We start from the raw sequence: 19,117 nt of genomic DNA on the forward strand, positions 1-19,117 counted from the left end.
TTGTATCAAGACAAAAGTAACAGCCCCAGCGGCAATTGAGCGTTCTACGACTTGCATTATTCGCCCTGTACGGTATAGCGATTATTAATTTTTTTAATTGTTTTTTATAGGTATTAATGAGCTTCCTCCAGTCGGTTGTCTTCGTAACCTCGCAATGACGTGTGGAAAAGGAAGAGTGTAGGTCCCCATAAGTCGATTCATTGCATGATAAAGCAAAAAGCCTTTATCTTTACCCATTCAATATAACAACCTATGAAACTTCAGCTTTTTGACAAACAGGTTTATACCGACAGAAGGAATATATTAAAGCAAACTATCGGGCAGGATGGCATTATCCTGTTGTTAGGTAACGAGGATAGCAGCATGAATTATAAAGACAATTGCTACCCCTTTCGTCAGGACAGCACTTTTCTTTACTACTTTGGTCTGGATGTGCAAAACCTGGCCGCCATCATTGATACCGACACTGGCGAGGAAGTGGTCTTCGGTAACGAATTAACCATTGACGATATTATTTGGACAGGCACCCTGCCTACCGTACACGAAATGGCGGGATTGGTAGGCGTTACCCAAACCAAACCGCTCGACCAGATACTGCATTACGTACATAAAGCGCTGATAGCCGGCAGAAAAGTACATATTTTACCGCCTTACCGTCCCGAAAACCGCATAAAACTGGCTACCTGGTTCAATGTAAGCCTGGCTGATGTGCAGGATCATGTATCGGTTAAACTCATCAAAGCAGTAATTGCGCAACGGGTGATCAAGACACCGCTGGAGATACAGGAAATGGAAAAAGCGGTTGATATTAGTGTGGATATGCAGCTGGCAGTTATTAAAGCCACCCGCCCCGGCATTAAGGAGTATGAACTGGTGGCCATAGCCAATGAAGTAGCATTGGCAGCTAATGGTCGCCTGGGTTATGGGGCCATTATTACCACCCATGGCCAAACACTACATACTCATTATTATGGCAATATACTGCAGGATGGCAACATGGTACTGAGCGATATTGGTGCCGAAAATGATATGCATTACGGCGGCGACCTTACCCGAACCTTCCCGGTGGGCCGCAGCTTTACCAGCAAGCAAAAAGAGCTATACGAGGTGGTGCTTAACTCGATGAACCATGCTATCAGTCTGCTAAAGCCAGGCATACGTTATAAAGATATTCACCTTGCCGCCTGTCAAAAACTGGTGGAAGGACTAAAACAAGTGAACCTGATGAAAGGCGATGCAGCCGAGGCTGTTGCTGCCGGCGCGCATACCATGTTTTTTCAATGCGGGTTGGGGCATATGCTGGGCATGGATACACATGACATGGAGGATCTGGGCGAACCATATGTGGGCTATACCGATACGCTGAAAAAAGAAACCGTGTTCGGATTAAAATCACTACGCCTGGGACGCGAGCTGGAGGCTGGTTATATACTGACCGTAGAACCGGGCATCTATATCATCCCGGAGCTAATTGATCGCTGGAAAGCCGAAAACAAATACGCCGATTTTATCAACTACGATGTACTGAACACCTACCGCGATTTCAGCGGCATTCGTATTGAGGATAACTTTTTAATTACCGATACGGGTAGTCACTTGCTGGGTAAATATTTACCAAAGACTTTGAAAGAGATTGAGGGATTGAGGGGGTAGTATCACTCTTATTTTGTCATCCTGAACGCAGTGAAGGATCTGTTTGCGAGCTATGCAAATCGTAGAATAGATACTTCACTACGTTCAGCATGACAAAGAATGTTGGAGGTTAAAGGAATCAAGGAAATCCTATAATCCGAGAAATTAGGGTTCAGCCAGCAATATGGTTTTCCCTTACCATTTTCTCTAAAGCATCTATCCAGATAGGCGAATCATTCAAACTCTCTACAAGCTGAACTTTTTCGCCGCCAAGGGCTTTAAACTCGTCGCCGTATTCGGTGGTAACTTCATAAACGGTTTCCAGGCAGTCGGCTACAAAAGCGGGGCAAAATACCAGTAAGCTCTTTTTACCTTCCTTGGCCAGTTTGGATACAATTTCGCTGGTGTAAGGCTGTACCCATGGGTCGTTACCCAGGCGCGACTGAAAGCAAATGGTATATTTATCCTGGGGGATATTCAACTTCTCGGCAATTAATTTAGCCGTATGATGCGATTGTGCCGAATAGCAATTTTTATTGGCATCGGTCAGTGTTCCGCAGCAGTCATTAACTTTTAAGCAGTGTTGTTGGGTATGATCGGCTTTAACCAATTGCCTTTGCGGCAAACCGTGGAAGCTGAACAACACGTGATCATAGCTTTCGGGATGGTACTTTTGGGCGTTATCGGCAAAGGTGGCTATCATGCCTTCATTGTCATGAAAAGAGTTTACGAAGGAGATATTAGGCTTGGTGCCCCAGGCTGCCAATAGTTCCATCACCTTATCGTAAACAGAACCGGTACTGGCCGATGCATATTGCGGAAACAGCGCGATAACCTGTATATCATCAACCAAAGCAGCTTTAAGCCTATTCAGTGCCGATTCAATGGAAGGGTTTTGGTAACGCATAGCCAGTTCAACAATGTATTCATCACCCAGGCGCTGTTGCAGGGCTTTTTGCTGTAACAGACTATAATGCATTAATGGCGAACCGGTTTCCTTATCCCAGATAGCCTGGTATAATTTAGCCGATTTTGGAGCCCTGAAAGGAGCTATTAATCCGCGTACTAACAGGGTGCGCGATATAGGGTTGATATCAATTACCCTTGGATCCATCAAAAACTCATTCAGATAAGTACGTACATCGGCCGTTGAAGGGCTATCGGGCGTACCTAAATTTACTAATAAAACTGCTTTTTTACCCATAACTATTTCAGCCGCAAAAATATAAAAATATTACCCCCCTATCCCCCTAAAGGGGGAACAATTTACAAATAAATGATTGGTACGTGTTCCGCAGGTTTGTCATCCTGAGGAACGAAGTATCTATTGTTTAATTATGCTTGTGGATTAATAGATTCTTCACTCCGTTCAGAATGACAAACTATTTTTTAGACTCAGCACCGGGCAAGGCTCGCCATAGTTTCCACCAAGGCACCCAGGGCGCATCATGGTGTTCATAATGATAACCGAAAAAATAACAACTCAAAAACGCCGCTACATGATTGCGCCGCTGGCTCCGGGCAAAATAGGGGTTATCATGCTCGCCTTTGTGGGGCTGATATGTGCCAAAATAAAACAGCTGCAAAGTGCTTAACAATGATGGCACTACCCAAAACATGATCAGATTGGGCTGGGGTATCCACAATTTTAAAATATTGAATACAATAGCCATCACCACAATTTGCCATACCGACAAATAATTGCGAATAAATCGCACATACCAGCTCCAGAAACCACCTTCGTGATAGTCCGGATCATCCGCAGTATGTACATGGCTGTGGTGCTGGTGATGCTTGGTGTATAGTTTGGGATACCAGAACGAGGCGTATAAAAAAGTACAGATATAGCCGGTAAGGTTATTCAGTGTGCGATTGGGAGAAACGGTGCCGTGCATGGCATCATGCGCGGTGATAAATAAACCCGTGTACAGGTGCATTTGAACCAGCACCAACAAATAAACCAGTGGATTGGCAAAGCTGAAATGCCAGCGCATCAATAAAACAATGCTCGCGACCCAGCAGCCAATGACCAGCAGGGCAATAAATAAACCTGTATTTGATAGGCTTTTTGGCATGATGATTATACAACAGCAAAAAGCGTGCTGTTAAAATTGTTCGAGCGCGGCTTTTACGTCCTGCATCAGCCACATGGGGGTTGATGTGGCCCCGGCTATGCCAATGGTATCATTCGGCGAAAACGTGCTTTTATCCAATTCGCTTGCCGATGAGATAAAGTAGGTATTGGGATTATGCTTGCGGCAAACCTCAAATAATACTTTCCCGTTTGATGATTTACGCCCCGATACAAAAACGATCTTATCAAACCTGCTTGCAAATTTGGGCAGGTCCTTATCCCGGTTAGATACCTGGCGGCAAATGGTATCGTTTGCTTTCAGATTGTATCCGCGGGATATCAGCTCGTCCTTGATACCGTAAAACTTTTCCATGCTTTTGGTAGTTTGGGTATACAGCGTAATATTTTCAGGAAGTTCTACATTATCAAGTTCAGCAATATCCTGAAAAACGATGGCCTCGTTATTGGTTTGTCCTTCCAGGCCAATAACCTCGGCATGACCGTGCTTACCAAATATCAGAATCTTTTCGTTGGCATCGTAAGATGTTTTGATGCGATTTTGCAGTTTTAAAACCACCGGGCAGGAGGCATCTATCAGGGTAATATTGTTCTCTAAGGCGATGCGGTAAGTATCAGGAGCTTCGCCATGCGCACGAATCAGTACTTTTTCGTTTCGCAGATTGGCCAGCTCGCTGTGTTCAATGATACGTAAACCTAAGGCTTTCAGGCGTTCTACTTCTTCATCGTTATGCACAATATCGCCCAGGCAATACAGGTAGCCATCCTCGGCCAGTATTTCCTCGGCCATATCAATAGCATACACCACCCCGAAACAAAAGCCCGAATCCTGATCAATAGTAACCTTTAACTGATACTCTCCCATGATGTTGCAAATTTACAGCAAAAATAACCGTTGATGGTAATGATTATGTGATTTCGTTGATTTTTGTTAAAACGATATACCGAAGCTTCGTCATAAATCATCTGCTTAAAATCCCCCTATACAAAACTTGATCCAGCGATAAGCGTAGCATTGCTATTGCTTTAAAGTTACTCCGGAGGAGTAAAAGCTTTGTAGAAAACAAAAGAAGGTATTAAGCATGCCGTAGGTATGCAACCTGAGTACAGTACCTACGGCACTGGTCTTGAAACCGGATGCTTTCTACAAAGCTTAACCCCAATGGGGTTTACCTCCCTTAACTTATGATATTAGGGTGCTGGAGGGACTTCAGTTCAGCAACTCCAGTGCCATAAAAAACACAAACTGCATAATGAGTAGCATAGGAGCTACCATACTTTGCCGCTTAAATTTAAACTGATCAAATAAGAAAAGCAATAGTGCGCTCAAACCAAACCAGCAAACATAATTCTTAAGGGGTATGTGATTATTTGTCCAATGCCAGTAATCAAAATGGATGGCCATAGGCTCTATCAATACATCCAATAACACCAGGATAACAGCACCGGCCAGTATCCGGGCAATGCCGCTTTTGATGCGGCTTCGTTGCAGCAATATTCCTGTGGAGTAGATGAGCAAAAACCAGTTTATGCCTATCATCACGGGTATTTGAAAAAGCTTAAAGCCCAGGGTTTCGCCATAAGTATAATTACCAAACAACCGGCCCGTATGCACACCTATCCATTCGGCCGCAAAACCAATAGCAAAAACCAGCAGAACAAAAAGGAAAAACCGACTTTCCAATTGATGGTGATTGTATACGATTACAATGGTCATGAGCAACAAATGCCAGGGCACCAGTTTTAAAAACAACACATCGGTTGCCGGCAATGAACAGCCTATTAAACCCACTGCATGAAATAATATAATGATGATAATAGATACGCGCTGTGGCCGTGTAGTGGCCGCCTTTAGTGGATTTTTCAAATCCTGCGCCCTTTCCATACCGTTGTTTTGGTGAGGTATTTTTGTATGGATAAAACCGCGATGACGAGCATATTGAACATTTGCACCGGATGCATGATGATGTTGCTTACCGGGTTCTGATCTGACAGCAGCGAGATCATAATGCGGCTCAGGGCTATCAGTCCCAGCATAAACAACAACAGGGGCAAATTCAGGGTCATGGCCACGATCATCGGTCCGCCGATGATGAGTACGATATAAATTAAAAAGCCGATGATACTATAATTAAACGCCGCCAGGAAGTTTTTACTAAACCCGTTGATGGCTTCATTATAGCTTTTGTACATACGGCAGCTGATCATCCCGTTGGCCAACAGAGCTTCGCCATTATAAGCATTGGCTTTAATGAGCCGCATAATCTCTACATCCTCTACCACCTTATTTTTTGCAGCCTGGTGCCATTGGTGCTGGTGGTAAGTGGCGGCATCAAACAGCATAAACTGACCGCTGGCTGCGGCTACCGAAGCATTTTTCACCAGGTATATGAGTCGTACAGGCAACAGGTTTAACAATATAAAATGCATGAGCGGCACTACGGCTCTTTCGCCGGGAGTTTTCATCTGCTGATTGGTAAACAGGCTCAATAAACCCAACTGATGCAGATGCATGCGGTGTACAGCGCTATTGATCAACCCCGGTTTTACCTCTTCATCGGCATCCAAAAAGAGCAGGTATTTACCAGCAGCCTGCTGGGCCAGTTGATGGCAGGCATAGTTTTTGCCTATCCAGCCATCGGGCAATTTGTCGCCCTTGATCACCCGGAAACGGGGATGGTTTTCGGCAAAAGCCTCACAAACCGCATACGTATCATCGGTTGATTCATCATCCAGAATGATCACCTCATAATTTTGATACTCCTGCTGATGGATAGATTGTAGCAGCAAAAGAATATTATCAGCCTCATTACGGGCCGGGATGAGGATGGATACCTTATCCTGATAGGCCTTGCCCACCCGGTGCAATTTAGGGTTGGAAATAAAATTAAACAGGGTTACTGTAAAACGCAGAATAATAAAAAAGAGGGTTATTGATATGGCAATGATCACTTTATAATATTATTTCGGTTTCACGTTGTTTTGCTGAATCATAATGCTGCTGATAGGCCTGTGCCAGTTCATCTATATTTTTGCAAGCCAAACTTTCGTCTATCCCCTTTAAGTAAACGGTAGCCGTAGGCTTTTTGTGTTTTAAGTACTGAATAAATGTTGCAGAAAATACGAGCCTGAACTTATCCTGCGCTTGCTCCATTATCCGCAAAACTCCTTTTTCAAAATTCACCTTGTCAACAAAATTGGAGTACAATTTCCCCTGCGGAAATATCAGTACCAGGTTTTGCGGATCATGAAGCAGCTCTGCAGCGTAATTTATGGTTTGTATGATATCCCTGGAATTTTTATTGATCGAAAAAGCGCCCATATATTTAAAAAAAGATACCCGGCGTACGGTATCTTCCAATATCATGATATGGAATTTTTTACCTATCAGCTTATGGTTTAAATAATACATTAAAAAGCCATCCCACCAGCTAAAATGATTGGCCAGCAGCAAAACTGCTTTGTCACCAGGTACAGATAACCGGTCAAACTGAACCGCATGAAAATTACGCCCGATTATCCGCAGGATATAATGATGAAAAAACCAATGTATCAACTTGTTTTTTTGCGGATAAACCATTGTTATAGTATCAAGTAGTTAGTATCAGGTATCAAGACTGTAGCAACAGTTAAAATGTAAAGATAACTCATATACAAGTGTCAAAATTATCTTATCAAAAATCTTGATACTTGATACTAACTACTTGATACCATCAATGTTCCATATTAGCCTGTTTTTGTAAAGCCTGCTGATGAAAATTGTTAATACGTTGTTTCAGTTCCTCGAACTGCACTTCTCCCGCAACACCACAGTCAAAATGATGGATGTAGGCCCGCGGTTTCAGGCTCTCAAAATAATCTATCAACGTACATTGGTAAATTATCTGGCATGGACCTTTGATCTGTTTGATCAATCGTTCAATACCGTTCTCCACATGAATATAAGTTTCATGATTAGAATATAAAGCTCCCTGCGGAAATATAGTGACCAGGTTTTCCGGATTGTTAAGCAAGCCGGCCGAATAGGTGAGCGACTCCAACATTTCGCGCGAACTTTTTTTCATAGAGAAAGCGCCCAGGTATTTAAAATACCAATGCTTTAAAAAATGATCATGCTGCATCATAATGTAAAGGCGACGCTTTAAGTTATTAAACGCGGCATAGTTTGCAAAAAAACCATCCCACCAGCTAAAGTGGTTGGTAAGCAATAGGATGGAATGCCCGGCGCGCGGCTCAAATGGCTGTATGTTGATCTCCTTAAAATTACGCCCCATCCACCAGCGCATAAAGCGGTAAAACATTCGGCTTAAAGTATCATTCTGGCGCGATGGCAACATAATTTATCGTACTAAATATTCATCCAATGCTTTAATAACCAGCCAATGCCCCAAGGCCAGCTCGTGTACCTCTGCATTATCCAGTTTTTCAATAAAAGGCATCGCTGCCGATTTGGGGAACAACTTATCGTCCTTACCAAATATCAGTTGGCAATTTATTTTATACTGATTGATCCGGGCCGCTATTTTCTCCACATCGGGTTTCAGCAAACGGATCAAATTTAAGGTATAATACGTATCCAGCCGCTTTTGTTCGGTATCAATTTCATTATAAGCAATCTGGTACAGATTCTGGTCTATCAGGCCCGTCCGTTTCACGATTTTCAATACAAAAGGGGCCAGCCATTTACTTTTGGTTACCCTCCGGAACATGAATTTACCCAGCGGGTTGTGCAACAAAAAATGAAACCCTTTATATACCGACAAGCCATCCGGCGCCATTAATATCACATCGTCAATTAAATGAGCATATTCTTCCAATAATATCAGAGCCAGGTTGGCGCCAATGGAATAGCCCATCACCGAGAACCGTTGCTCGCCATACATTTTAAACCACTCATGCATGTAAGTATGTACCATGTTTTTGGGCATGCCCGCGGTGATCTGCTCTTCTGTCCAGCCTTCGAGCTTGCTGCCGCCATGAAAAAAGTGATCGAAGCCGTAAATGTGGTATTTGGGTAGGATAGAGCGCTCCAACACCTGAAACTGTTTCCCCGTCATGCCATAACCATGAAAAGCCAGCAGTGGTTTCTGGCCGGTACCATATTCATGAAAATGCGCTTTACCCAAACCAGGCAGATGTAAAAAACCCATAATTTTTTGATGTGCAGATATGCGGATGTGCAAATGTGCAGATTTCAAATGTGCAAATTTTGTTAATTCGTAAATTCTGTTAATTCCGGTTCAGACAAAAAGCATCCGCACATCTATAATCCTCACATCTGCACATCTATATGGCTCATGATCATTTCCGTGGCACCGGTATGTTCCTGTACGTAATTGTATATCTTTTTGCTGGTTGTGCTGTAAAATGCCTCGTCGCTGATCAAAGTATCTACAATTCCTTTTAGTTGTGCTTCATCGCTAATACTAAAACCTGCTTTCAGCGCTATCAGTTCCCGTGCTTCGTTAAACTTTAAATAATTCGGGCCAAATATCACGGGTAAACCGAAGGCCGCGGCTTCGAGCGTATTATGGATACCCACACCAAACCCACCGCCAATATAAGCTATATCGCCATAGGCATATAAAGACGACAGCATACCAATGTTATCTATGATGAGGATTGGGGGATATTCAGGAGCGGGGTGCGAGGTGCGGGGTAAAGGTAGGTCCGATACCTCTTTTGAGTTTTTCACCAGTTGTTCTTCTTCTGTGGTGTTCAAGAGCGCTGCGCGGTTTTGAATTTTGAATTTTGAATTATCTCCCAGTTGTGAGTATTTTACGGTTGAGCCTGGGGGCAACAGACCTATGAGGTTGTTTATTTTTTCTTCACCAATCTCATGCGGGGCAAAAATAAACTTCCAGTCGGGATACAAAGCGGGTAGGGTGGTCAGCAGTTTTTCATCTTCGGGCCAGGTGCTGCCTGCTATAAAAAGTTTTTTTTCGTTCTTAAATTCACTTACGCCTGCTATTTCCTTCGGATTTTGCGCGTTGGCCCATACCCGGTCAAAACGGGTGTCGCCGCTTACGGTTACGTTGTTAATTCCAACCTCGCTGAGTAATTGTTTGGAGCTTTCGTCCTGCAAAAAAAAATGTGTTACAAAACTCAGCATTTTACGGTGCAAACCGCCATACCATCTAAAAAACACCTGTCCCGGCCTGAATATCCCGGAGACAATATATAATGGAATGCTGCGCCGGTTAAGCTCTTTAAAATAATGATACCAGTACTCATATTTAGTAAATACAACCATATCCGGCTTTATGGTATCAATAAAATCACGGGCGTTGTTTTTTGTATCCAAAGGCAGGTAATAAACCGCATTGGCAAGGGGGGTGTTTTTCCTGATTTCGTAGCCCGAGGGCGAAAAAAAAGTAACCACAATGCTTTTGCCGGGATATTGCTGGCGCACAGCTTCCAAAATTGGCCGGCCCTGTTCAAATTCACCAAGTGAAGCAAAATGGAACCAGATACTACTATTAAATGGTGCTATTTTTTGTTGCCGGCGCCCGTTTATCCATAAACCAGCCTTGGTGTTAAAAAACGAAACAAGCCATACAGCGAAGTAATATAATTTGATTCCAATGTTATATAAAAACATCAATTTAAGTATGAATGATTATCTTAGCCGGGCATAAAAGTAATAACAATAATTACAATATGAGGAGAGTAGTTGATTGAGTGAGTAGTTGATTAAGTTTATAACTGTTTCTATTTAACCATTCACCTACTCACTCAATCAACCACTCACCCGTAATAACGGAACAAGTATGTCAAATCGTAAAAGGATATTAATAACCGGGGCCGCCGGCTTTCTGGGTTCGCATTTGTGCGACAGGTTCATCAAAGAAGATTACCATGTTATAGGCATGGATAACCTGATCACTGGTGACCTGCGTAACATTGAACACCTGTTTAAACTGGAAAACTTTGAGTTTTACAACCACGATGTATCCAAGTTTGTACACGTTCCTGGCGAATTGCATTACATACTGCACTTTGCTTCACCGGCAAGTCCTATTGATTATTTAAAAATACCTATCCAAACCCTAAAAGTGGGTTCGCTGGGTACGCATAACCTGTTGGGGCTGGCCCGTGCCAAAGGCTCCCGGATGCTGATCGCTTCAACATCCGAAGTTTATGGTGATCCTAATGTAAACCCGCAGCCCGAAGAATACTGGGGTAATGTAAACCCAGTAGGCCCGCGCGGCGTTTATGACGAGGCTAAACGTTTCCAGGAAGCCATTACCATGGCTTACCATACTTTCCACGGACTGGAAACCCGCATCGTACGTATCTTTAATACCTATGGCCCACGTATGCGACTGAACGATGGTCGTGTATTACCCGCTTTTATCGGTCAGGCTTTAAGGGGCGAATCATTAACCATGTTTGGCGATGGCTCACAAACCCGCTCGTTTTGTTACGTAGATGACCTGGTTGAAGGTATTTACCGCCTGCTTCACAGTGATTACGCGCAACCGATGAACATTGGCAACCCCGATGAGATCACTATCAGACAATTTGGCGAGGAGATCATCAGGTTAACCGGAACTGATCAAAAATTGATCAGTCTGCCATTGCCGGTTGATGACCCCAAACAACGACGCCCGGATATTACCAAGGCCAAAGCTATTTTAGGCTGGGAGCCCAAAGTATCCCGCAGCGAGGGTTTAAAAATCACACTTGATTATTTTAAATCGCTGCCCGAAAAAGAAATAAACCACAAGGATTTTACGTACTATAATAAACATTAATATACACTGCTTAAAATGAAGATATTAGTAACCGGCGGTTTGGGTTTTATAGGCTCGCATACCGTTGTTGAATTGGTAAATGCAGGTTATGAACCTGTTATAGTTGACGACCTGTCAAACTCAGATCCTAAAATACTGGATCAGATAGCGCGGATAATAGGCTACAAACCTGTTTTTCATAAGCTTGACCTCAGCAACGAACACAGTGTAAAAGAACTTGCCGTTAACGAGCCCGATATTGATGGCATTATTCATTTTGCTGCTTTTAAAGCTGTTGGCGAATCGGTACAAAAACCACTAAAATACTACCGTAATAATTTTTACTCCCTGATTAACTTATTGGATGCTTATTACGGCAAGCCACTGAATTTCATTTTTTCATCAAGCTGTACCGTTTACGGTCAGCCAGATATATTACCCGTTACCGAAAGCGCACCAGTAAAACCTGCGGAATCGCCTTATGGCAATACCAAACAAATTGCCGAAGAGATATTGAGAGATACTATAGCCTCGGGCAGTAACTATAAAGTAATAGCACTAAGATATTTTAACCCGGTTGGTGCTCATGAAACCGGGCTTATAGGCGAACTACCTATTGGTGTACCACAAAACCTGGTACCTTTTATTACACAAACCGCTATCGGTAAACGTGAAAAATTAACCGTATTTGGCAACGACTACGACACCGTGGACGGTAGCTGTGTTCGTGATTATATACATGTGGTTGACCTGGCCAAGGCACACGTGGCGGCGCTGAAACTGGCCGAAAAGGAAAGCTTTACCGGGTACGATGTATTTAATATTGGCACAGGTAATGGCAGCACCGTATTAGAAGTGATACACGCCTTTGAACGCGCTACCGGTGTAAAATTAAACTACCAGATTGGCCCGCGCCGTGCGGGTGACGTAGAAAAGGTTTGGGGTGATGTAACTAAATCAACCAACAAACTGGGATGGAAAGCCGAACTGGGTGTTGATACCATGATGCTATCGGCCTGGGAATGGGAAAAATACATATCACAAAATCCTTTATAAAAAACAAACACGAATTGCTCGAATTTTATCGAACTTCTCTAATTGAACATTTTTGATCGGTACGATTTGATTCGTGTAATTCGATAAAATTCATGTAATTCGTGTCCATTAACATTCTACCGATGAAAAAAATAATTATTACGGGTGGTGCAGGTTTTATAGGATCACATGTAGTGCGTCGTTTTGTAAAAAACTATCCCGACTATACCATTATCAATTTAGATAAACTGACCTATGCCGGCAACCTGGCTAACCTTGTTGATATTGAGCATTCACCCAACTATCGTTTTGTAAAAGGAGATATTGTTGATATAGCTTTTATTAACGAACTGTTTGCCACCGAACAACCCGACGCGGTGATACACCTGGCAGCAGAATCACATGTGGATCGTTCTATTGTAAGCCCGCTGGAGTTTGTGATGACCAATGTTGTGGGTACCGTTAACCTGCTTAATGCCGCGCGCGAAAACTGGAAAGGCCGTTATGACCAAACCCGTTTTTATCATGTATCAACCGACGAGGTTTATGGTACCCTGGGCGATGAAGGTATGTTTACAGAAACAACAGCCTACGATCCGCATTCACCATATTCGGCATCAAAAGCCAGCTCAGATCACTTTGTGCGCGCCTACCAGGATACCTATGGAATGAACACTGTATTATCCAACTGCTCCAACAATTATGGCTCGTATCATTTCCCGGAAAAACTGATACCTTTAGCCATCAATAATATTAAACAAAGCAAACCTGTACCCGTATACGGCAAAGGCGAAAACATTCGCGACTGGCTGTGGGTTGAAGATCACGCCCGTGCTATCGACCTTATTTTTCATAAGGCAAAAGCCGGCTCAACCTATAACATAGGCGGGCATAACGAGTGGAAGAACATTGACCTTATCCAGTTGTTATGCACTATACTGGATAAAAAACTGGGCAGACCCGAAGGGGAATCGGCTAAACTGATCACTTTTGTAACAGACAGAGCCGGTCACGATCTAAGATATGCCATAGACGCCTCTAAACTTAAAAATGAATTAGGTTGGGTACCCGGAATAACCTTTGAAGAAGGTCTGGAAAAAACCGTCGATTGGTACCTGGCTAATGAAGAATGGTTGGAAAACGTCACCTCGGGTCATTACCAGCAATATTATAGTGAACAGTATGCTAACCGATAAGGGTACTATGCTTAGGAGCGTCAGGGAAATAATTATTAACTGCGAATAATTATGTTTGGGTTATTTAAAAAGAAACCGGAAAAAAGGCATACGAACTTTAACTATGATTCCATCATGGTAGATATGCACTCGCATGTGCTGCCAGGAATTGATGATGGTGCCAAAACACCGCAGGACTCTGTTATCCTGATCCGTAAGATGATGGACCTGGGTATAAAAAAGGTGATCGCTACTCCGCATATCATGGTTGATTTTTACAGGAATACTCCCGAAACCATCAATAACGCGCTTAATATATTAAAAGCCGAGCTGGTAAAGGAAAACATTGATATACCTGTTGAAGCAGCCGCTGAACACTATTTCGACGAAACTTTTGAAACCCGGGTAGATGAGGGTAAACTTCTTACTATGGGCGATAATTATGCCCTATTTGAATTTTCGTTCATCAATAAACCACCAAACGCCATAACGGTTATCCAAAAGATGAATGACATGGGTTACAAGCCAATTTTGGCCCACCCCGAAAGATATCCTTACATGGATCTGGAACAGTTTAAAAACCTGCATACCTGGGGCTGTAACTTTCAGTTAAACACCATTTCGCTAACCGGGTATTATGGCCGGGAATCAAAAAAAATGGCCGAAAGTCTGATCGATAATGAACTGATCGATTTTATATCGAGCGATATGCACCATACCAAACACGCCGCGGCGCTAAAGGATGCCCTGCGTACCACTTACATCGAGAAGTTACTTTTTGATTATCCGCTGAAAAATACGTTGCTGCTGTAATTTAAGTGTCAAGTAGTTAGTATCAAGTATCAAGACTTTTTTATTTAGAAATTCAGAAATCTTGATACTTGATACTAAATTCCTATTCATATCTCAAGGCCTCTACCGGGTCAAGCCTCGACGCTTTTTTGGCTGGGTAATAGCCTGATATCAGACCAATAAAAGTACATAGTACCACAGCAAAAAACAGCCATGCCCAGGGCACTACAAACGTTCCGCTAATTTGAACGGCTATCAGGTTACCTATCGCCATTCCTAACAATATACCTGCAGCCCCGCCTATAAGGCATATCACAATAGCTTCAATTAAAAACTGCTTGCGTATAACCGCGGGTGTTGCTCCAATAGCCTTACGCACACCTATTTCACGGGTACGCTCTGTAACCGATACCAGCATAATATTCATGAGCCCGATGGCCGCTCCTATTAGGGTAATAATACCTATGGCAAAACCCGCAATGGTAATGCCCAGCAATTGGCTCGAAAGTTCTTTCTGTACAGAATCACTCCGGGTGATATCAAAATTAGTAGTGTTAGCGATATTGAGCCCCCTGATATTGCGGAATAAAGAGGTGGCCTCACCTATAGATGCATCAAGTGCACCGGGCGTAGCCACTTTAATAGTTATAGTATATGACACATTGCGCGCCGTATCTATCTGCTTGGCTTTTAATATAGGTATAATACAAAACTTATCTCCACCAAAGGAGCTTGAACCTTTTGACGCTATTACACCAACTACACGGTATTTGTTGCCCCCTATAAAAAGCGACTTATTTACGGGATCTTCCTTTTTAAATAGCTTTGTTTTGATCTCGTCTCCAATAAGCACCACATTGGCGCCATGCTCCAGTTCGGACGAAGAAAAGTTACGCCCAAAGGATAATTTTTTACCGGTGGTAGCCAGATAATTTTCATTGGAGCCCGAAATAGAAATATTAGGGTTTGTTTTTTGATTACCGTACTTGGCCACCGCCGTGCCTGTAACATCCAGATTGATGGCCGTTAAAACCGGTAATTTAAATGTTTTTTTAAAGCGTTCGGCCTGTTCATAAGTAACTGCCGGGTAAGCCTTATGGTTTCCACCGTTGCCAAAGTTTAACCCCTCCCCGCGGTTTTGAATAGTGAACGAGTTGGCACCCAGATCGGCAAAGGCATCATTGGTAAATTGCCGTATCCCCTCAATAGCGGTTAAAATACCCACCAGGGCCATAATACCTATAGCGATAATTAACGAAGTTAGCGAGGTACGCAGCCTGTTGCCGGCTATAGACTGTAATGCAATAGAGACATTTTCTTTGTAGGAGGTTTTTACCGGCATGGTATAAAAATAAAAAAACTTTGCGGTTTGACTGTGTACCGCATCATTTTGTTACAGCAAACTCAACCGTTAAACTAAATAAAAATGCATATCAATTAACATGACCATTCACCCGGCATGCAAACACTATAGCAAATAAAAAAAGGCAACCCATAGGCTGCCTTTTTTATAATATCTTCAATCCGGAGGTTATACTGAAAATGAGGTACCGCAGCCACAAGTACTGGCAGCGTTAGGATTATTAAAAGTAAATCCACGGGCATTCAAGCCATCCTGAAAATCAATTTGCATACCTGCCAGGTATAAACCATGGGCCTTGTGCATAAATACTCTTATACCGTCGATATCATATTCCTGGTCGCCATCCTTTTTCTGATCAAAGCCAAGCACATAATTCATGCCCGAACAGCCCCCACCTTCAACGCCAACACGCAGGCCAAAATCATCGCCTATCTCTTGCTGGTCCTTCAATTTAAAAAGTTCTTTAACGGCTCCCGGAGTAAAGGTTACCGGTGCAATTTCAACAGCAGTGCTCATCTTATTTTTATTTAACTATACAAATATAATGTAAAATGTAGATTTTTGTTGCAACCGGTATTTTATGACCTCAGTTTAACATTTTATAAAACATGCAAACATTACCCTATATACTTGATATTTTAAAATACACCGTTGCCGGCATTGGGGTAGTGTGGGTGGCCCTTTATTTATTTAAGCCCTATCTGGATAAAGCCGAACAAATACAGGTGCTCGAATTAAAAAGGGCGGTCAGCAGTCAAACTTTACCGCTGCGGCTGCAGGCTTATGAGCGCGTTATCCTGTTTATTGAAAGGGTAAATCCGGCCAGCATGCTTATCCGCCTTAATGCATCGGGCCTTTCGGCAGCCGAGCTGCACATGATGGTGGTTTCCGAGATCCGGAATGAGTTTCAGCATAATGTTACCCAGCAAATTTATGTAAGCGTTAGGGTATGGAACGTAGTAAAAAGAGTAAAGGACGATACGCTTGCTTTGGTTAATAATACCATGAAGGCATTGCCGCCAGATGCTTCGGCCACCGAGATGAGCAAAACCATACTAATCCATCTGAGCCGCCAGGAGCAGGATCCTTATGAAATAGCTACCGGTTTGGTAAGACAGGATATAGAAGAGTTATTTTAATCTCCTCCTGCCCAACTGTAGAAATCGCTGGTCAATTTTGCACACTCTTGGTAAATAGGAATACAGTGTGTAATTTTTAACAGACGATGATTATAACCCGATGTTGATAAATAAACATAAGGCATTTTTTTATTTGTCAGTATACCAGAACATTAATTTTTAACTGTTGTGCTGGCACCAAATTGGCTCAACTATTGTGGAAAGCCATCGTATAAAAAATAATTATCCCCCTGGTAATTATTCTGATTTTTTATTAAATTAATCGGTTCATATTAATTGGGACTAACGGAAATATAATTGCAATTTTTGCTGTAAAAATCAATATTTAATGAGTTTTTTTCATTAAAAAGCTGATTATCATGCCAGAAATTTATTTGCCAAAAAAGTGAAAATTTAATTTTTTTATAAGCTTTTTTTGGCAATATTCGATGTTCCGTAGCAGGCCCAAAAATTGTTTCGCTGGGGGTTGGAAATCAATATATTACTAATATCTATATGGAAAAAACCTGTACTACTGTTTGGAATAGCTGCCTCCAGATCATAAAAGATAACATCCCAGCACAAAGCTTTAAAACTTGGTTCGAGCCAATAAAAGCTTTACGCATGGAAGGAAGCGTTCTGACGATACAGGTACCAAGTTTATTCTTCTATGAGTGGCTCGAGGAGCACTATGTAGGTTTACTGCGCAAAACAATCAAAAAACAATTAGGCGACGAAGGACGTTTAGAGTATAATATAGTTGTTGAGCAATCATCAAGTAAACCATACACCACTAATATGCCTTCGAACGGAAATGGTGCCGAGTCCAAAAATCAGTCAATGCCGATCCCGATCTCGATCAATAAGGACATTAAAAATCCGTTTGTGATCCCCGGCTTGAAAAAATTAAATGTTGATCCGCAGCTGAACAGGAATTACACCTTTGAAAACTTTGTTGAAGGTGATTGCAACCGTTTAGCCCGCTCTGCCGGTTATGCCGTTGCTGCAAAACCTGGCGGTACTTCTTTTAATCCTTTAATGATATACGGCGGTGTTGGTTTAGGTAAAACCCACCTGGCCCAGGCCATTGGTAACGAAATAAAGCGCTCCCTGCCCGATAAACTGGTACTTTATGTATCGTGCGAAAAATTTACCCAACAATTTGTTGACGCGCTTAAACATAACAACATTAATGATTTTGTGAACTTTTACCAGGCTATTGATGTACTGATCATGGATGATGTGCACAACTTTGCCGGTAAAGAAAAAACACAGGATTTCTTCTTCCACATCTTTAACCATCTACATCAATCGGGCAAACAGCTGATCATCACTTCAGATAAAGCGCCTAAAGATCTGGCTGGTTTAGAGGAACGTTTGCTTTCGCGGTTTAAATGGGGCCTGTCTGCCGACTTGCAGATCCCTGATCTGGAAACCCGCATGGCTATCCTCAAAAACAAAATTTATCAGGACGGCATTGAGCTTTCAAATGATGTAATTGAGTATGTAGCGCATAACATTGACAACAATGTACGTGAGCTGGAAGGCGCCATGGTATCCCTGCTGGCACAGTCGACCCTGAACCGCAAGGAGATTGACCTGAACCTGGCCAAGCAAATGCTCAAGAACTTTGTGAAAAACTCATCTAAAGAAATTTCGATGGAGTATATCCAAAGCCTGGTTTGCGAGTACTTTGAAGTGCCTATTGAAATGGTAAAATCACAAACCCGCAAACGCGAAATTGTACAGGCCCGTCAAATATCCATGTACCTGGCCAAAGCCCATACCAAAAGTTCATTAAAATCAATCGGTCACTTCTTTGGCGGCCGCGACCACTCTACCGTAATTTACGCCTGCCAAACCGTTGAAGACCTTATTGATACCGATAAGAAGTTTAAAGGTTATGTTGCCGACATTCAAAAGAAACTCAAAATGTCGTAACTGACCTATTATCATATTACTATGGGCCCTGCATATTTTTTATGCAGGGCTTTTTTTGTGGTTTTGCTATCGGCCGGAGGCCGGGTAATATCGGTCACTCGGCTGGAGCCGAGCGGTGGCTGCTATTTTTATTCTGTTTTATTGTTTTACTTAATCCTTTGGTCGTCTCTCCTCCGCAGTCGATCGGCTCCAGCCGAGTGACCGTTATTTCCCGGCCTCCGGCCGACGAGCAA

18 protein-coding genes are annotated in these 19,117 nt (G+C 42.7%); 7 read left to right on the forward strand and 11 right to left on the reverse strand.

Annotated elements, in window-relative coordinates; all coding sequences use genetic code 11:
* Nucleotides 1–252: 252 nt before the first annotated feature.
* On the forward strand, nt 253–1,653 hold the full coding sequence (locus ACTJKG_RS00790; RefSeq protein WP_440738084.1) for an aminopeptidase P family protein: 1,401 nt from the start codon (nt 253–255) through the stop codon (nt 1,651–1,653).
* Between the two features lie 151 nt (nt 1,654–1,804).
* On the opposite strand, the gene hemH is transcribed toward ACTJKG_RS00790, so the two are convergent.
* The 9 genes from hemH to ACTJKG_RS00835 all read right to left on the reverse strand — a co-directional run bounded on the left by hemH (nt 1,805) and on the right by ACTJKG_RS00835 (nt 10,325).
* Nucleotides 1,805–2,836, reverse strand: a complete 1,032-nt coding sequence (hemH, locus tag ACTJKG_RS00795; RefSeq protein WP_440738085.1) for a ferrochelatase — start codon at nt 2,834–2,836, stop codon at nt 1,805–1,807.
* Nucleotides 2,837–3,014: 178 nt separating this feature from the next.
* Nucleotides 3,015–3,707 carry a fatty acid desaturase gene (locus ACTJKG_RS00800; RefSeq protein WP_440738086.1) on the reverse strand — a complete coding sequence of 231 codons (693 nt, stop codon included), beginning with the start codon at nt 3,705–3,707 and terminating at the stop codon, nt 3,015–3,017.
* A 30-nt stretch (nt 3,708–3,737) separates the two neighbouring features.
* Nucleotides 3,738–4,589 (reverse strand): 4-hydroxy-3-methylbut-2-enyl diphosphate reductase, encoded by an 852-nt coding sequence (locus tag ACTJKG_RS00805; RefSeq protein WP_440738087.1) that lies wholly within the window; start codon nt 4,587–4,589, stop codon nt 3,738–3,740.
* A gap of 345 nt (nt 4,590–4,934) precedes the next feature.
* Nucleotides 4,935–5,609, reverse strand: a complete 675-nt coding sequence (locus ACTJKG_RS00810; protein ID WP_172336145.1) for a carotenoid biosynthesis protein — start codon at nt 5,607–5,609, stop codon at nt 4,935–4,937.
* Nucleotides 5,588–6,676 carry a glycosyltransferase family 2 protein gene (locus ACTJKG_RS00815; protein ID WP_172336144.1) on the reverse strand — a complete coding sequence of 363 codons (1,089 nt, stop codon included), beginning with the start codon at nt 6,674–6,676 and terminating at the stop codon, nt 5,588–5,590. The genes ACTJKG_RS00810 and ACTJKG_RS00815 overlap by 22 nt, the downstream gene beginning before the upstream one ends.
* A 1-nt stretch (nt 6,677) precedes the next feature.
* Entirely contained in the window at nt 6,678–7,304 is a 627-nt protein-coding gene (locus tag ACTJKG_RS00820) for a lysophospholipid acyltransferase family protein (protein ID WP_172336143.1), read from the reverse strand.
* A gap of 133 nt (nt 7,305–7,437) precedes the next feature.
* The gene (locus tag ACTJKG_RS00825) at nt 7,438–8,061 is read right to left on the reverse strand and encodes a lysophospholipid acyltransferase family protein (RefSeq protein WP_440738088.1); all 624 of its coding nucleotides are present in this window, start codon (nt 8,059–8,061) and stop codon (nt 7,438–7,440) included.
* Between the two features lie 3 nt (nt 8,062–8,064).
* A complete protein-coding gene (locus ACTJKG_RS00830) occupies nt 8,065–8,874 on the reverse strand; it encodes an alpha/beta fold hydrolase (RefSeq protein ID WP_172336141.1) in 810 nt (269 codons plus the stop codon).
* Nucleotides 8,875–8,996: 122 nt separating this feature from the next.
* Complete coding sequence (locus tag ACTJKG_RS00835; protein ID WP_440738089.1) at nt 8,997–10,325, reverse strand: 3-deoxy-D-manno-octulosonic acid transferase; 1,329 nt, start codon at nt 10,323–10,325, stop codon at nt 8,997–8,999.
* 169 nt (nt 10,326–10,494) lie between these two features.
* Here ACTJKG_RS00835 and ACTJKG_RS00840 point away from each other — a divergent pair, with 169 nt between their 5' ends.
* The 4 genes from ACTJKG_RS00840 to ACTJKG_RS00855 all read left to right on the forward strand — a co-directional run bounded on the left by ACTJKG_RS00840 (nt 10,495) and on the right by ACTJKG_RS00855 (nt 14,483).
* Nucleotides 10,495–11,481 carry a UDP-glucuronic acid decarboxylase family protein gene (locus tag ACTJKG_RS00840; RefSeq protein WP_172336139.1) on the forward strand — a complete coding sequence of 329 codons (987 nt, stop codon included), beginning with the start codon at nt 10,495–10,497 and terminating at the stop codon, nt 11,479–11,481.
* Nucleotides 11,482–11,496: 15 nt separating this feature from the next.
* Entirely contained in the window at nt 11,497–12,516 is a 1,020-nt protein-coding gene (gene galE, locus ACTJKG_RS00845) for a UDP-glucose 4-epimerase GalE (protein WP_172336138.1), read from the forward strand.
* Nucleotides 12,517–12,638: 122 nt separating this feature from the next.
* Nucleotides 12,639–13,691, forward strand: a complete 1,053-nt coding sequence (gene rfbB / locus ACTJKG_RS00850) for a dTDP-glucose 4,6-dehydratase (protein WP_440738090.1) — start codon at nt 12,639–12,641, stop codon at nt 13,689–13,691.
* 51 nt (nt 13,692–13,742) lie between these two features.
* On the forward strand, nt 13,743–14,483 hold the full coding sequence (locus tag ACTJKG_RS00855; RefSeq protein WP_172336136.1) for a tyrosine-protein phosphatase: 741 nt from the start codon (nt 13,743–13,745) through the stop codon (nt 14,481–14,483).
* An 82-nt stretch (nt 14,484–14,565) separates the two neighbouring features.
* On the opposite strand, the gene ACTJKG_RS00860 is transcribed toward ACTJKG_RS00855, so the two are convergent.
* Complete coding sequence (locus tag ACTJKG_RS00860) at nt 14,566–15,804, reverse strand: ABC transporter permease (RefSeq protein WP_440738091.1); 1,239 nt, start codon at nt 15,802–15,804, stop codon at nt 14,566–14,568.
* 189 nt (nt 15,805–15,993) lie between these two features.
* Nucleotides 15,994–16,341 carry a HesB/IscA family protein gene (locus ACTJKG_RS00865; protein WP_166092793.1) on the reverse strand — a complete coding sequence of 116 codons (348 nt, stop codon included), beginning with the start codon at nt 16,339–16,341 and terminating at the stop codon, nt 15,994–15,996.
* A 92-nt stretch (nt 16,342–16,433) separates the two neighbouring features.
* On the opposite strand from ACTJKG_RS00865, the gene ACTJKG_RS00870 reads away from it, so the two are divergent.
* Together ACTJKG_RS00870 and dnaA are read left to right on the forward strand one after the other, a co-directional pair.
* Nucleotides 16,434–16,964 carry a hypothetical protein gene (locus ACTJKG_RS00870; protein ID WP_440738092.1) on the forward strand — a complete coding sequence of 177 codons (531 nt, stop codon included), beginning with the start codon at nt 16,434–16,436 and terminating at the stop codon, nt 16,962–16,964.
* A 495-nt stretch (nt 16,965–17,459) separates the two neighbouring features.
* Nucleotides 17,460–18,884, forward strand: a complete 1,425-nt coding sequence (gene dnaA, locus ACTJKG_RS00875; RefSeq protein ID WP_076371801.1) for a chromosomal replication initiator protein DnaA — start codon at nt 17,460–17,462, stop codon at nt 18,882–18,884.
* Nucleotides 18,885–19,117 lie beyond the last annotated feature (233 nt).

The organism is Mucilaginibacter sp. 22184 (genome assembly GCF_052045695.1).
In the GTDB taxonomy this organism is placed as follows: Bacteria; Bacteroidota; Bacteroidia; order Sphingobacteriales; family Sphingobacteriaceae; genus Mucilaginibacter.